15 protein-coding genes, 1 tRNA gene and 1 pseudogene are annotated in these 14248 nt (G+C 32.1%); 4 read left to right on the top strand and 13 right to left on the bottom strand.

From position 1 onward, the window contains the following. Positions 1 to 14 precede the first annotated feature (14 nt). Together DEU40_RS09870 and DEU40_RS09865 are read right to left on the bottom strand one after the other, a co-directional pair. On the bottom strand, positions 15 to 467 hold the full coding sequence (locus tag DEU40_RS09870; protein WP_110009804.1) for an Hsp20/alpha crystallin family protein: 453 nt from the start codon (positions 465 to 467) through the stop codon (positions 15 to 17). 196 nt (positions 468 to 663) lie between these two features. Then, positions 664 to 1812, bottom strand: a complete 1149-nt coding sequence (locus DEU40_RS09865) for a cation:proton antiporter (RefSeq protein ID WP_228406484.1) — start codon at positions 1810 to 1812, stop codon at positions 664 to 666. A 728-nt stretch (positions 1813 to 2540) separates the two neighbouring features. On the opposite strand from DEU40_RS09865, the gene DEU40_RS09855 reads away from it, so the two are divergent. Together DEU40_RS09855 and DEU40_RS09850 are read left to right on the top strand one after the other, a co-directional pair. Then, a complete protein-coding gene (locus DEU40_RS09855; RefSeq protein WP_110009670.1) occupies positions 2541 to 3191 on the top strand; it encodes a lysoplasmalogenase in 651 nt (216 codons plus the stop codon). Between the two features lie 10 nt (positions 3192 to 3201). Further along, on the top strand, positions 3202 to 4182 hold the full coding sequence (locus DEU40_RS09850; protein WP_146207844.1) for a sterol desaturase family protein: 981 nt from the start codon (positions 3202 to 3204) through the stop codon (positions 4180 to 4182). A 135-nt stretch (positions 4183 to 4317) separates the two neighbouring features. Here DEU40_RS09850 and DEU40_RS09845 read toward each other — a convergent pair whose 3' ends face one another. From DEU40_RS09845 to DEU40_RS09810, 8 genes are all read right to left on the bottom strand, one after another. After that, the gene (locus DEU40_RS09845; protein WP_110009668.1) at positions 4318 to 5010 is read right to left on the bottom strand and encodes a hypothetical protein; all 693 of its coding nucleotides are present in this window, start codon (positions 5008 to 5010) and stop codon (positions 4318 to 4320) included. Between the two features lie 498 nt (positions 5011 to 5508). Then, complete coding sequence (locus tag DEU40_RS09840; RefSeq protein ID WP_110009667.1) at positions 5509 to 5766, bottom strand: hypothetical protein; 258 nt, start codon at positions 5764 to 5766, stop codon at positions 5509 to 5511. A 4-nt stretch (positions 5767 to 5770) separates the two neighbouring features. After that, the gene (locus DEU40_RS09835) at positions 5771 to 6145 is read right to left on the bottom strand and encodes a hypothetical protein (protein ID WP_110009666.1); all 375 of its coding nucleotides are present in this window, start codon (positions 6143 to 6145) and stop codon (positions 5771 to 5773) included. Between the two features lie 123 nt (positions 6146 to 6268). After that, positions 6269 to 6769, bottom strand: a complete 501-nt coding sequence (locus tag DEU40_RS09830) for a hypothetical protein (RefSeq protein ID WP_110009665.1) — start codon at positions 6767 to 6769, stop codon at positions 6269 to 6271. Continuing rightward, on the bottom strand, positions 6766 to 7944 hold the full coding sequence (locus DEU40_RS22435) for an RHS repeat-associated core domain-containing protein (RefSeq protein ID WP_181397955.1): 1179 nt from the start codon (positions 7942 to 7944) through the stop codon (positions 6766 to 6768). Before DEU40_RS22435 ends, DEU40_RS09830 begins: the two co-directional genes overlap by 4 nt. 9 nt (positions 7945 to 7953) lie before the next feature. Further along, positions 7954 to 9066 carry a hypothetical protein gene (locus DEU40_RS09820; protein WP_228406483.1) on the bottom strand — a complete coding sequence of 371 codons (1113 nt, stop codon included), beginning with the start codon at positions 9064 to 9066 and terminating at the stop codon, positions 7954 to 7956. A 6-nt stretch (positions 9067 to 9072) separates the two neighbouring features. Next, positions 9073 to 9636 (bottom strand): hypothetical protein, encoded by a 564-nt coding sequence (locus DEU40_RS09815; RefSeq protein WP_181397954.1) that lies wholly within the window; start codon positions 9634 to 9636, stop codon positions 9073 to 9075. 15 nt (positions 9637 to 9651) lie between these two features. After that, complete coding sequence (locus DEU40_RS09810) at positions 9652 to 10539, bottom strand: hypothetical protein (RefSeq protein ID WP_110009663.1); 888 nt, start codon at positions 10537 to 10539, stop codon at positions 9652 to 9654. A gap of 127 nt (positions 10540 to 10666) precedes the next feature. Between DEU40_RS09810 and DEU40_RS22805 the strand changes: the two are divergent. Continuing rightward, positions 10667 to 10882: pseudogene (locus tag DEU40_RS22805) on the top strand (transposase); the annotation flags it as partial. Between the two features lie 186 nt (positions 10883 to 11068). Here the strand turns inward: DEU40_RS22805 and DEU40_RS09800 are convergent. After that, positions 11069 to 11153 (bottom strand) — tRNA-Ser (locus tag DEU40_RS09800). A 160-nt stretch (positions 11154 to 11313) separates the two neighbouring features. Then, a complete protein-coding gene (locus DEU40_RS09795; RefSeq protein ID WP_110009662.1) occupies positions 11314 to 13332 on the bottom strand; it encodes an SIR2 family protein in 2019 nt (672 codons plus the stop codon). Between the two features lie 32 nt (positions 13333 to 13364). Here DEU40_RS09795 and DEU40_RS09790 point away from each other — a divergent pair, with 32 nt between their 5' ends. Continuing rightward, positions 13365 to 13727, top strand: coding sequence for a helix-turn-helix transcriptional regulator (locus tag DEU40_RS09790; protein ID WP_317047526.1), 363 nt, complete (start codon positions 13365 to 13367; stop codon positions 13725 to 13727). Positions 13728 to 13797: 70 nt separating this feature from the next. Here the strand turns inward: DEU40_RS09790 and DEU40_RS09785 are convergent, their stop codons facing one another. Further along, positions 13798 to 14010 (bottom strand): hypothetical protein, encoded by a 213-nt coding sequence (locus tag DEU40_RS09785; protein WP_062670628.1) that lies wholly within the window; start codon positions 14008 to 14010, stop codon positions 13798 to 13800. Positions 14011 to 14248: the final 238 nt, after the last annotated feature.

Genomic DNA, 14248 nt, shown 5'->3' with positions numbered 1-14248 from the left:
TTTTGTAATTATTTCTATGATATTTCAATCATTCTTGGTGGTTTCTGCTTCGCATCTTCTTTTTTAGGGATCGTTAACATTAAAAGGCCATTTTCATATTTTGCATTAATATTATCCTGATCCACAACATCTTTCGGAAGCTCAAAACTTCTCTTGAAAGATTGGTAACTGAATTCTCTTCGTGTGAAGTTTTCATCTTTTGTCTCTTTACGATCTTCCTTGGCTGATGAAATGGTAAGCAGGTTACCATCCAGCCTGATCTGAAAATCGTTTTTATCCATACCTGGTGCTGCAACCTGAACTTCATAAGCTTCTCCATTCTCCTTTATATTGACAGATGGTACGGTTGTACTGGTAGATGAGTAATTGTTATTGCCCCAGTTAAAAAGTTCACGACCAAAAAAATCATCAAAGACATTTGAAAAGCCCAAATTGCTGTTTCCGTTTCTTCTTATTAGATTATTCATTGTAATCATTTTTAATTAAGTTTAACAATCATTTAAAAACACGTCAGCTGGCCAGCTGTACATAAAATTTTACAAAAAAAATACCATTTGAGTACGAATGAAATTTTTTCCGGTTTTCTGTCATTTTTTCAGAATTTATGACACAAGACACTGATCCTTAGAACATTCAATACTCTTCTGTTTTTATTCTTTATTCTCAATACGAAAAATTTTTACGAAGCCTGAAAAACGTACCGCAACTGATCCATATTGTGGACAATAAAAGTGATAAGCAGGTAATACCCAGGCCGGCTTTATAAAGATCGTACTCTACCATACCGGTTTTGTAAGCAATCGAAATAGCCAGTATTCCAAATTCACCTGTTTGAGAAAGTAAAGCACCTCCATAAAAACTATCCTGCCATTTAAAATTCAGCATCCTGAAAAAGAGAGCCGACATAATACTGTTGCTTATCAGTACAATTAAAGTTCCTATCGTGATCAGCTTATAATTGGATAACAGATAATTGATATCCAGCCGTAAACCAATGGATACAAAAAACAATGCCACAAAGAAAACTTTGAATGGAAGCAGGGAATGTTCCAGCCATTGAAATGCCTGAATTTTTCCGACTAAGACCCCTGCCATAAAACTTCCAAGTGCAGCACTCATACCTACCGTTTCTGCTATAAGACCAAAGCCGAGACAGATCAGTAAGCCGGAAAATACCTGAAGCTCATGGTCATTTTCAAGGAATGTACTTGAGAATTTAATTTCCTTCAGATGTCTGATTTTCCGGAATATAAAAAAAATGCCGAGACATATGGCAATGGGAAGCATCATATTCCATATACTGAAATCTTTGCTATTCCAGAATTTCAACACCGTGAGCACCGGAGCCAGAAGAAGATCCTGTAATAACAAAATATTGAGGATAATAATTCCAAAGGCAGTATGCAGGGTTCCATGCTTCTTCAGAAACTCAACTACAACTGCAGTACTATTGAACATAAACAGAATGGCGATGAGGAGCACACTTTCAAGATTCAGATGGAGTAACTCACCCACAAAATAAGCAAATATAAAACTTAAGAGTATTTTCATCCCCTGAGCCAATAAGGGCTTAATGATAAGGCTCTTTTTATTGGGAATATTGATTTCCACTCCGATAAAAAACATCAGCAGTAATATTCCTATTTCGCCAATCGTTTCTATTTCTTCCGGTTTGTTAAATAGCTTTAGTACATAAGGCCCCAATAACACCCCGGCAACAATATAGGCAATAAGATAGGGCTGATTAAATTTCTTCAGTAAAAACATCAGTCCTAAGATGGTCATACACAAAATACATACAGTCCAAAGCATATTGATAACGTTTTAGATTGAGATAATTTCGTATTTAATAGTATTGTCTTATGTTGAATTTCCTCAAACGCTGTCTGTGTGAAGAATATTGAGGTCTGTACCATCCTTGTGGTAACCGATCAGTTCAACTATACTGTTTTTAATTTGGAAAAAATAAAGACGGGAGCCATCTTTATTGTATAGGGCTTCTTTAGAAAAAAAGCTACCATATTCTACATCGAACTCCAGTAAAAAATTTTCATTGATTATCATAACAAATTCATAATAATAAACTCTAACTTATTACATGTTCTGGTTATTAGTTATTTTCAAACCTGAATACAAAATCCAGACCAAGCTACCCGGAGATATAGCTGACTGGAAATCTAACAATAATTTTTAATTTCTGAATCCTTTCTTGAGATCATTGCTTTTGATAGTCGTCATACAATCCTAAAGTTCAAGGATAAAGAATTTTCCAAAAAATTCGAAAATTACTTTGGAAAAGATATGATTAAACTGCATAAACTTAAATAATATTTCTAATAATAGTCTATTTCTAAAATATAAAATAAACTAAAGTGTGATGCATTGTATTTTTATATTTCAAAAGTACTTTATCTTCATTTTATTTGTAATTTAACAATCTGAGCTAAGTGCCACATATAGAATGACTTGATACAAACCTGAGATATATCCATATTGTAACAAGAAAAAAGATAATTAAAAGATTGCAATAAAATAGTACCATGATAAAATCTGTCAATATCAAATTGTTATTAGTCCTTCTTGCCATTGTTTTTGCATTTGATTTAGTATTTATAGCTATGAATCATAGTTCCTGGCGGTTTTTTACCAAGCCACTGTTGTTACCTATTATTGTCTGGTTTTATTTTACGTATTCTCAACAAAATGCATTTCGGATCAACCAGTGGTTTTTGTCTGGATTAATTCTGAGCTTTTTGGGTGATGTGTTTTTGTTATTTGGATGGGGATTTATGCCCGGTTTGGGAAGCTTTTTGTTGGCTCATATTTGTTACATAGCTTATTTTTTTAAGATTGAAAAGAAAAATGCATGGAGTTGGCTTCCCTTTGTTTTGCTTTATTTAGGCTCATTTATTTACTGTATATTTCCTTATTTAAACGAAATGAAGATACCCGTGGTGATTTACGGAATTACCATTGCTACGATGCTGTATTTTAGTATCAGAACTTATTCTTTATTATTAATCCTGGGAGCTGTTTTGTTTGTAATATCAGATTCCGTATTGGCCATTAATATATTCGTACAGCGCAGTATTGGGAAAGAACTTGTTGTGATGATTACTTATGTTTTAGCCCAATTGATGTTGGTGTTGGGAGTGGTTGGTCTTGAAAAAAAGAACAGAATTATCCGATAAAAGAAGACTTATGAAAAGAAAAGATAACCGGTTTTTTCATAGTATTGCCCTATTCTGTCCATTGGATTTTACTGATCCTGTTACTTATTTTATTCCTGTGTTTATCTTGTTGATAGTAGGGGAAATATTTTTGTATCAGATTCCTCAAAAAGTATTCACAAAAAGACTCATCAAAGATAATGTATCGAGTATCGGATTGGGGATAGGGGCAGTAATGTTAGACTTTGGGATGAAAGCTATTTCATTATCCTACTTTTTTTGGATTTACAATCATTTTAGGCTTACTGATATTTTCGGGATCAAAGATTTCAATAAATTCTTCACTTTACAATGGCATGCAGATCACTGGTGGCTTTGGTTATTGGTTATGATTGTTCAGGATTTTGGCTTTTACTGGCATCATCGGTTGAGTCATAAAATCAGATTGTTCTGGACAGGTCATGTCAATCATCATTCGGCTACTCATTTGAGTCTTGCTATTGCATTGCGTCAGGGATGGTTTGAAATCATATATCGGGACATTTGGTATATCCCTTTTATCATGATTGGTTTTCATCCTATTATGATGGCTATGATGCATCAGTTTAACCTGATTTTTCAATTTTGGCCGCATACCAATGCTATTGGAAAATTAGGGTGGTTCGATAAAGTATTCAATTCTCCATCCAACCATCGGGTGCATCATTCCCGAAAAATTGAGGATTTAGATAATAATTATGGGGGCATTCTGATGATTTGGGATCATCTTTTCGGCACATACAAAGCGGAAGAAAAGAAAACGACGGATTACGGAATCTATCATAACATTCATACTTATAATGTTTTTCATATCGTCTTTGATGAGTTTGGAAATATGATAAAGGATGTCCGGAATGCACCTTCATGGAAAGCGAAATTGGGGTATATATTCAATGCTCCGGGCTGGCATCATCATGATAAAGATGAGCGGATTTCTACTTTGAAGCGGGAATTAGAAGAAAAAATGAATTGATGGTTGTTTAGCATGAAACAAATACGATTCTCTTCAGGTATGTAGTTTTTTATAGTAAGTGCTTTACTTTATACACCTAAATACTGATTTACAAATACTTATCAAAAACAAAAAGGCAGAACGAACAAAATGGGTTTATTCTATACTTTCTAACTCTGAAAATTTTATCTCATCTCTTCTGAATATAAGCTTTTTGCTCTTAGCTTTATCAAACATGAAGAGATAATTTTCCGTCATGCCAACAAGTAACAAATTCTTATCTTCTTTGTACTCAATATTATTGACTGTGAAGATTAACCTTTCATGTCTCGATTCCCCACTATACCTGATTTTATAGAAATCCTGAATGGCTTTGCCTATGGTTAAAAATAACATAATGACAGCCAAATACCTAATTAACTTTTGAAACTTAATATTTCCTTTTTTAACATAGGCGTAAATTACTGCAAAACCAATTATCCAAGTAGCTAAGACATCTATCCGAAACTCTTCAACACAAGACACAAAAATAAAACTTACAATTCCTGCTAGTAACAACATACTAAGAGTTCTACCTTCTGGCTCTTTATCAAAAACATAGACCTTGGACAAAAAAATATGAATGACCAGCAAAAACAAGCAAGTCAATGAAAGCCCCATCAAATACTGCACACTCAGGAGGATAACCTCACTTAAATTTAAGTAATTAATTATGCTAATATTCCAGACAAAATAATAGGATAAAGTATGTACAACCCCTATAGTGGACATATACAAAGAGATAGTTGCCAGATTTTCTTTTACATAATCAATAAAAGATTTCATGTCGAGCTTTTGATTTTCATCCATAATTAGTCCTTTACAAACTTGAATTTTAGATTGTTAATACAAAAAAAACAAAGGAAAGCAGAAACAATAAAGACAACAATACTACAATGAAATCTTGGATTTTCATTTTTTTATAATTAACTGCTATTGAAACAATTAATACAACCTGTATTATAAGACCTAAATAATACCCAAGATTAAAAAGCCCTTGCAATTGTCTGGGATTAATGACTTCATAAATCGAACTAGGGATTAATTTACTGTATAAATTATATCTTACTAATAAACAGATTACTAAAGCCAATGACAGGAAAAAACTTTTCATTTTCATATGATTGTATCTTGTTAGTTCCAATATTGTTATAGCATTTATTTTTTTTGAGTTCTTTGATTCCAGGTCTCAATCTGTTTTTTTCTTTGTTCACATTGTAATTCCAATATAAAGATATCCTATACCCAATATATAGCACTACAAGTATTAAAAGTAAAATATCTATTATAGTTTTGTTTTTTTCATAATTAGTTCCCTGAATTTTTAATTGGTGTTGAACGAGGAAATAAACCTTTATACCTATTGAGTAAATAACCATTTTGTATAGACCTTAAATCAGCTTTACTATCATTCTTATTAAATTTTAAAGCTCCATCTTTAGTGTCTTGTAATGAAAAGCCTAAAACATTCATGTAGTGTCCCCAAATAAAACTCCCAGCATCTAAATGACTGTATGTCTGATAGCCATCTCCTTGAAAGATGTAAAGAGGTCCTTTATCTTTCAAGATTTCAGTAGCAGGATTCAAAGTTTCGCCCTCTACCTGTTGCATAAACAGTCTGTTGTTTGCTTTTGGAATTTTCAATAACTAATTGGTCTGGTTTATCATTCTCATCAACTCTAACAAACTTACCCTCTTCATTAAATATATAATCATCTTCCAATAAGCCTGTTGGGTCGCTAAATCTCAAAAGATTATTAAAACCAAATCGGTAAGGAGTCCAATCACTATGCTCTTCACTCAAAGGGTCTGGTGAAAACCATCTACCTGCTGTAGCCAAATAAGGTTGTACATCTGGGTCACTCAAATCTATTTCCCTAAACTCTGTTATCTTCTTGGTTTTTCTATTATATTTTACAGAACCAATATTAACTACAGCATCCATATCGTGAAATTCTAAGTATTTTCCTTTGCCGAGTGTAGCAATTTTAGGATAATAGCCACAGTCTTTAAAAGGATTTCCAATAGCAATATTTTTTCTTCTTCTTCTGGGTTATCAATTAAAGCATTAAAGCTTAATATTACAGTCATATGGATAGCATTTTTTTAATTTGCCATTTGAGTCAAAATTCAATATCCATGTTTTAGGGTCATAATAGTCATTAGAATCAGTAGAGTGTGATTCTGAAACCTTATTTATTTTTATGGACTTTAAGAAATCAGCTTTACTATCCTTGTTAAATATACAGAATATGTTACTTCTTGTCTTGTAAACATTGAAGTTTTTTACAAATTCATTTATTTGATATTCATTCTGAAATTTATAAATAGTTAATGTAAAACCTTCATATTTGTTTTCATTAGAAGAGCTATTTTTAACTTCTGTTACTAAAGGCATTTCTTGGAAATATATTGCAAAAGTAGATTTATAGGGATCTATATTTATATGTTTAGAAAATTGATTTGTTAGATTTTGAATTAAATTTTTATCATAGATTGTATTAATCTTTGTTTGAGCTTTACATGAATTCAATAAAGTAAAGCATATAAGTAATATTAGGTTTTTCATCTATTTAATTTTCCTTCATTAGTTATTGAAATAATTTTTTCACTGTCAAAACGTATTCTAAGTGCCCCATCTTTATAATATGGTGAATATAGGATAAATTTGGTTGCAGGATTGTTACCAGCAGCTTTAATATCACCTGTAGGTAGTCCCTTACTGTAAGTAAAATTTCCTGTATCCTTAAAATAGTTAACATTAAAACCACTTGGCCAAAAGGTAAAAGGGTCAGGATGACTATGTTCACTTTCAACTAAGTTGGCTCCTAATTTTACAAGAGGAACCATATCCTCAAGATGTGCTGTTCCAACAAAACTAAAATTATCATTTTTAGAATTGGTAAATAAATTTCTATTAAACTCAACATTTGAATTAGAAGATAAATAATCAAAAACATTTTGAGCCTTTTCAGTATTACCCCCAAATTTAATGTAATCATAAGTAACAGTTTTAAGGCTTCCAAAGATTTCTGCTGTTACTTTCTCTGAAACAGAGTTTTTAGCCATGTAGCCTTTCTCACCAACTTCAACACCTCCATCATTGTTAGCTTTAAGATTTCCATTCTTATCAAAGTTTTTCTCAGCATATATAACATCAGTTTTAGACTCTGCCATCCAGGTGAGATTACCAGATTTATCTAATTTATAAATATCCGTTGCCTGCCTTCCATCAGGGTCAATAAACCTTAAAGGATTATTCATAGCATAATTATAAGGAGACCATCTTCTAAATTCTTCACTTAAAGGGTCAGGTGAAAACCATCTACCTGCTGTATCCAAATAAGGCTGTGCATCTGGGTCACTCAAATCCATTTCTCTGAACTCTATAATATCTTTGGTTTTCCTGTTAAACTTTACGGAACCAATATTAACTACAGCATCCATATCGTGGAATTCTAAGTATTTTCCTTTGCTTAGCGTAGCAATTTTAGGATAATAGCCACGGTCTTTAAAAGGATTTCCAATAGCAATATTTTTTCTTCTTCTTTCTGCTTCTTCAGGAGTAATGGTATCTCTGGTTTTCAAAACCTCATCCATATAAGGTCTGTTTCTCTCTTCTTTAGTCAGTTTAACAGGATTTACCCAGTCCTTTTTTGTTTTTGTCTTAATTTGGGTTTTCTTGACCTGAGCCTGTGTAATTCCAGTGAGAAGAACAAAACCAGTCAGTACAATTCTTTTCATAGTCATTTGTTATTTTGTAAAGTTATTCATTAATTTTTTATTCTCGTATTTATCTCTCTCAGTTCTCAGAGAAACAAGCCAGTCTAAATACATTTCCTCTGGCATTTGTCTATATCCGATGTCATAAATATGCCCATATTCCTTTGTCATAAGCTCCCTGAGTTCTTTGGCTTTTGGGTCTTGTTGAGCCTTTTTTATGTTTTCAGGATTAGTGGAACTCAAATTCTGTTTATCCATCAGCTTTTCAAACTGTGCTTTATGTGTTTCGGCTTTCAGAATTAAGGCTTTGGCAAAGTTTGGATAAATCTCTATTGCTCTGTTTATCGTTTTTAGTACAAATTCTCCATCATTATCAGGAAAATTCCTATTATATGCCTGTGCTAAATCAAATAAACATAAAGCAAGGCTTTCTTTGTTATTCAGGGCTTTCATAAACACCCCATTTTTGATGGCATCTAAGTGAATGTATCCAGAAGCCATTAACCATGAATCCTGTGGAAATATCCCACTTGTAAGCTCTGTATTGTACCATCCATCAGATTTAATTTGATGTTTGATATAAACATGGTTTGGTGCTAATGCCAGATTAGCCTCAACACCCAATTCCTCTGCCAGTATCTTATATAGATATGGCATAGAATTACAGTTTCCTTTTTTAGTAGCCAGAAGTTTAGATACAAATAAGTTGGTAATATCTTTATGACCAAATACATCCTCAAAATCATAATTGAAAGGTTTGTACTGAATTACGGTATCTTTAATAGCAATTGGCAAAGTCTGGCACATGATAGAATAGACTGCTGCATATTTACTTACTTTATCCTTGTCTGACTGTTTATAGGTCAAATCTCTGCTCTGAACAATATTATTTGCAAAACTCTTTAGAAAGACTATTTCTCGATTTAATTTGTCTGTATCTAACTTACCTTGATAGTAAGCATTTTCTACACTAAAAACAGCCTCTTTGAAACTGTATTGCTGTTTATCATTAAGCATATTATCAATAGTTTGATAAGCATCATTATAAAATTGGTTGCTTTGTGCCTTAATTATTCCTGTACTCAACCAAACAAAAAGCAGAGATAAAAGGAATGTGTTTTTATAGGATAAGTTTTTTTTCATTATTGTTTATAGATGTTTTGGGTCTATTGGAAAATATTGAGCTTTCTCATTAGACTGCTGAGACTCTTTTTTCTTTTGTTCCTGAGCTTTTCTTAAAGCTTCCTGTTGTTTCTGCTTTTGATTTTCAGCATTAATCTGTTTCATTCTTTCGGCAAGAGCTTCACTTTTCTGCCTGTTGGCTTCACCTTTCATATTTCCTAACCACTCTTCATAAGCACCCTCAGGCATCGGGACGTAACCCAAATTGTCAATATTGCTGAACTGGGCTTTAGTCTCTTGTAATAGAGCTAATGCTCTCGGATAAAACCTAATGTTTTGCAGTTCCTCAGGGTTTTCAAGATTCTTAATTCCCAATTGCCCTGCTACATATTCCAGTTTAGCCTGTTGAAAAGTTGATTTTAGGAGATTTGCATAAATGTTTTTTGGTGAGTATTCCAATGCCTTGTCTAAAGTCTTGCCTACAAACTCATCCATTCCGTACTTATGGGCATAGCCATTGGCTAAATCTGCATAGAACTGTGCTAATAACTCTTTTTTGTTTTGCTCCTTCATATAAATATCATTCTGCAAAGCTTCTGATTTTATCTAGCCTGATTCCAAAATAATGGAGTTTGTAGTAAATATTCCATTGGTTAATTCTGCATTCTGCCATTCCCCCTCTTCATCCTTAAACTTGACATAAGTATGATTTGGGGCAAAGGCTAAATGAGCTTCTGCATTCATTTCCTCTGACAGCATCAAATAATACAATGGCATAGAGTGACATTGCCCAGAGCCTGTTTTAAGGAGTTTTGATACAAACATCTTGCTCCAATCCTTTGCACCCATGTAATCCTCAAAATCATACTTGATAGCTTTGTACTGAGCCCCTCCCAGCTTCATACCTTTTGAGAGGTATTCAAAAATCATGAGGTTTTTATCTGTATTGCTTTCAGTATCCTGCTTTCTATCTTTCATTTTCTGTAAGAGCTGTTTTGCTGTTTTCTGAATGCCAAATTTAAACTGATTATAATTTTGTTTATTCCCATAATAGGCATTTTCAACAATGAAATTGGCTTCACTTATGGAATAATTGTCAGTATTGAGTGAGGCTAATTGATTGTAAGCATCATAATAGGATTGTGTGCCTGCTTTTCCTGAAAATGAAGGGAGGTTATAATAAGAATCTTCTAAGGCTTGTTGTCTGTAATAATTCTCCTGTTTATTTCTGAGTTCTTGCTCCTGAGCAACCTTCTTAAAGTCCTCCTGCATCATTCTTGCATTCTGCTGTTCAATCTGTGAACTCCTTTGATTATGTAAACCACCATGAGGAACAGAGGGAATAACAGAACTTGCTGAACTTCCATAATTTGGATTTGAAAAGTTACCCAGATTGCTTGGTGCAAAAGCTTGGGAAGTAGGAAAATTTGGAATCTGTCCCAATCCATAAATACTTATACACAGCAAAGGCAAAATCTGTATTTTTTTCATCATAAATACTCTTATATTGTGTTTTTTAGAGGTTTATAAATCTACAAAAATTCATTGAATTGTGAAAATTATATGTTGAGAGCACTTATTTTATCCAGAATGGACACTCTCCCAAAGGCAAAGAGCTGCCATTCTTTTTGCTCAGTATCCCGACCTGGAGAAAGCGTATCAATTGACCGATGGACTGCGAAAGATTTATAATCAGAATATTCCAAAATCTTTGGCTATGACTAAACTTGCGCATTGGTTCAAAAAGGTGGAAGAACCAGATTTTAAATCTATTTCTACCTTAAGAAAAACAATAATGATTCATTACAGAGATATTTTAAACTATTTTCATCAAAGAAGCTCCAATGCAGCAGCTGAATCCTTCAATGCCAAAAATCAAAAACTTCAGAATGCGGCTCCGCGGATTAAAAGACAGAACTTTCTTTCTATTCAGATTAACAAAAATTTGCGCTTGATCCCGGAATTGCCCTTTAGAATTATGAACAAAAAAGCCTTGAATCATTTGATTCAAGGCTTTTTTTTGCGGAGAGTGAGGGATTCGAACCCCCGGACCTGTTACAGTCAACAGTTTTCAAGACTGCCACAATCGACCACTCTGCCAACTCTCCCTAAACTCCGGCTATACCGTTGTTTTCAGTGGTGCAAATATAGAACGATTTTTAATTTCTGCAAAACTTTTCCCCCACAAATTTTAACAAAACTTAATAATAGACTAGGAATCAGGGGAATTATTTTTCCAATAAAAAATAGAATAATAAAAGCAAGAGGTTACTTAATACTTTCAGAAAGATTAATAGCTTCTCCAAATTGAAAATATTGTTTATTAGATTTACTCTTTATGATAGCTGCTTTGGTTTTTCTCTCTTTTACTTCTGTAAAATTAGCAATGTAACCATCCAAAATTAAAAGTGTGCAAATTCCTAGGTTAAAATCTATACCATGAAAATTTATTATAAGTTCTTTTGAAGAATTTCTAACAATAGCAATATCCTCCTTTAACTTACTCAAAAACTCTTCTACTTCTACATCATTTTTTCCCTCAGTAAAATTGCCTTTCATTTGATTAAACTCAGTTTCTATTTTTCTTTTATTTATAAATGCTAAGATATTTTCTAGCTTAGAATCATCAATATCATTAAGCTCGATTGCACTAAAACGAATATTATAATGTTTTTCAATTTCTTTTAATCCTTTGAGATATATTTCTAAAGGAGCTGGCTCTTCTTCAAAGATTTTAATTTTACCACCATCTTTTTGTTCGTAAATTAGATTATTCCCTTGAAATATTTTAAAATTACTCCCTGAAATTGATCTATTAAAAATATCAAAAAATCTTAATCCATTAGAAACATTTGAAATAGTTTCATTCGGTTCAATCGAGATATTACCATGCAAAGTATTAATTTTATGATCATATTTTAATATGTAGACAATGGTAAAGTCAAGTATATTTATTTTAAACTGCTTTTCTCCAACATTTGGACTTGCTATAAACATTTTAAGATATATATTATTGACCTCAAAATCATCTTCAAATCTAATGTCTACATTTCCCTCAAAATAAGGTAATTTTATAAGTCTTAGTTCTTTAATATCATCAAACTCCCTTAATCTGAATCCTTTAAAGAATTGATCAAAAGTATTTATATTGTCTTTATCAAAAACTATATCGTTAAAATTTTTACCATCAAAAGAATTAAAAATTTCTTCAGATCTTTCTTTTGGAATATTAAAGGTAAATTTAAGCTCACTCATTGAATAATCTTCATCAAAATCAGTATTAGCTACTGTATATCCCTCATCAACTTTCGTTATATCTAAATTCATATCGTTGGACTTTGCAAATTTCAATGCAATATCTGCTGTCCCAAGCCCCTTTGATAAATTAGGAAAATAATTCAATTTTAAGTCATCAAATATTTCTTCTATTAACTTCTCTCCTGTTGTTTCAAAATAAAAAATGCCATAACGTTCAAGAAATCTTTTTTTATGTTCCTTAATTTCTGGCGAAACGAAAAACATTTCTTTTCTATTTTCTCCTAATTGATCAATTATCTTACGTATTAAAACATTAATGTTAGAATCTTCCAATGAATAACCAATAAATAATATAGCGTTAGATGCTAATCTGTCTTTAATTGCATTCCAAAAAAGCGTATTTTCCTGATTTGTTGAGAAATATTTATCATAATCTGAGTCTGTAAGTATAATATTATCCGTATCAGTTAAATCCCCGTGAATTTTAAATAACAACTGTTTTTTTAAATCTGCAATGGGATAATCTTTACTTCTTCTTATAACTTCAATATTATCATTTGTATCCTCAAACAAAGAATCATAATTAGTTGTAATTATTGTTTTAAAATGTGGAATTTTTGATAACATTAAATGTGTATCATTACATTTTGGCTTTCTTAGAAAAGAATCTTTCAGCTTTCTTAAAAGATAATTTTTTTTTCCGTGTTGAAAATTATAAATGTGATTTGCAAGAACAGCAAGATCTGTAGTAAATTCTATATTTTCTTTTTCTTCATTTGTAAGGTCATTATATAAAGATTTTGCTAAAGCAGGTCCAGATGGAAATCCTGCATAAATTGACATACCTGCACCTGCAAATAATACAACTTCTTCCCTTCTTATTAGTTCAAATAATTTTTCTTTATTCATAGTATGCATTCCAAAAACATAAATTTCAGCAAATATTTCGTTAAAACAAAATACTTTTAGAAAGTTTACTTTTTTTATTAACTTCCATGGACTATAGCTAAAAACCCAATCATTTTTCACTACATTTGTAAAAACACAGGTATCCTATGACAATGGAAAAACTAAGAACTTTAAGAAAGCAGAAAGGCTATACTCAGCAGCAGATTGCTGATCTTCTTGCGACCGATGTCTCCAACTACAGCAGAAAAGAAAATGGAGATGTCAGAATATTTGATGACGAATGGGAGAAACTGGCTAAAGCTTTGGAGGTTTCTGTAGAAGATATCAAAGAAGAGAAAACTTCTCAAATACAACACAATGACAAGCCTACTCTTAATGATAATTCCAGCATTAATTACAATCAATACTGCAATATTCCAGAGTATTTATTAGAAAACCAACAGGAATACATTAATCTTCTGAAAGAGCAGATTAAAGCTTTAAAAGAAGAAAATGAAAAACTAAAAAAGGGATAATCACCACCACATAAAGAACAAAAACGGCTTCCATTGGAAGTCGTTTTTATTTTATACCTGTAAAAGCTACCTATTCCCTATCAACAATGGAAATAAAACTGTTTTTTAAAAAATCAGACGGATATACAAACTGATCTCCATCTTCTCCCTTTACTACAATTGCGCCCTGTTCATCATTAAGGCATTTGTCCAGCTGGGTTTTCATGTCATTAAGGGCTCCATTGGGAACTTCAATGATGTAAGTTCCGGTAACGTGTGTAACTTTTATGATTTTTGTTTCCATTTTGTTTTTGATTATGGGCTAATTTAGGGATTTTACTTTACGCAAAACAAGATGATCATAATAACTTATCTATCACTTTTACTCAATTGTATAGTCGTAACCACCCCGTCAAAAATTCAAAGAATTTTTGCCACCCCTCCAAAGGACTATCGTGTGGACACAATTATTCCTAGTTTTATACATTTATTGTTATTTAGTATTATGACAAGAAATTTCAGGGAATTAGCCGATAAACGTT

The sequence above is a fragment of the Chryseobacterium sp. AG844 genome, assembly GCF_003182335.1.
In the GTDB taxonomy this organism is placed as follows: Bacteria; Bacteroidota; Bacteroidia; order Flavobacteriales; family Weeksellaceae; genus Chryseobacterium; species Chryseobacterium cupriresistens.
This window is presented reverse-complemented; position numbering and strand designations above follow the sequence as displayed.

Bases quoted from the DNA above. Each gene is read 5' to 3' on its own strand.
- DEU40_RS09810 (WP_110009663.1), bottom strand. From the start codon at position 10,539: ATGATGAAAAAAATACAGATTTTGCCTTTGCTGTGTATAAGTATTTAT.
- DEU40_RS09845 (WP_110009668.1), bottom strand. From the start codon at position 5,010: ATGGATGAAAATCAAAAGCTCGACATGAAATCTTTTATTGATTATGTA.
- DEU40_RS09835 (WP_110009666.1), bottom strand. From the start codon at position 6,145: ATGGATGCTGTAGTTAATATTGGTTCTGTAAAATATAATAGAAAAACC.
- DEU40_RS09870 (WP_110009804.1), bottom strand. From the start codon at position 467: ATGAATAATCTAATAAGAAGAAACGGAAACAGCAATTTGGGCTTTTCA.
- DEU40_RS09790 (WP_317047526.1), top strand. From the start codon at position 13,365: ATGGAAAAACTAAGAACTTTAAGAAAGCAGAAAGGCTATACTCAGCAG.
- DEU40_RS09820 (WP_228406483.1), bottom strand. From the start codon at position 9,066: ATGAAAAAAAACTTATCCTATAAAAACACATTCCTTTTATCTCTGCTT.
- DEU40_RS09865 (WP_228406484.1), bottom strand. From the start codon at position 1,812: ATGCTTTGGACTGTATGTATTTTGTGTATGACCATCTTAGGACTGATG.
- DEU40_RS09830 (WP_110009665.1), bottom strand. From the start codon at position 6,769: ATGAAAAACCTAATATTACTTATATGCTTTACTTTATTGAATTCATGT.
- DEU40_RS09850 (WP_146207844.1), top strand. From the start codon at position 3,202: ATGAAAAGAAAAGATAACCGGTTTTTTCATAGTATTGCCCTATTCTGT.
- DEU40_RS09855 (WP_110009670.1), top strand. From the start codon at position 2,541: ATGATAAAATCTGTCAATATCAAATTGTTATTAGTCCTTCTTGCCATT.
- DEU40_RS09785 (WP_062670628.1), bottom strand. From the start codon at position 14,010: ATGGAAACAAAAATCATAAAAGTTACACACGTTACCGGAACTTACATC.
- DEU40_RS22435 (WP_181397955.1), bottom strand. From the start codon at position 7,944: ATGAAAAGAATTGTACTGACTGGTTTTGTTCTTCTCACTGGAATTACA.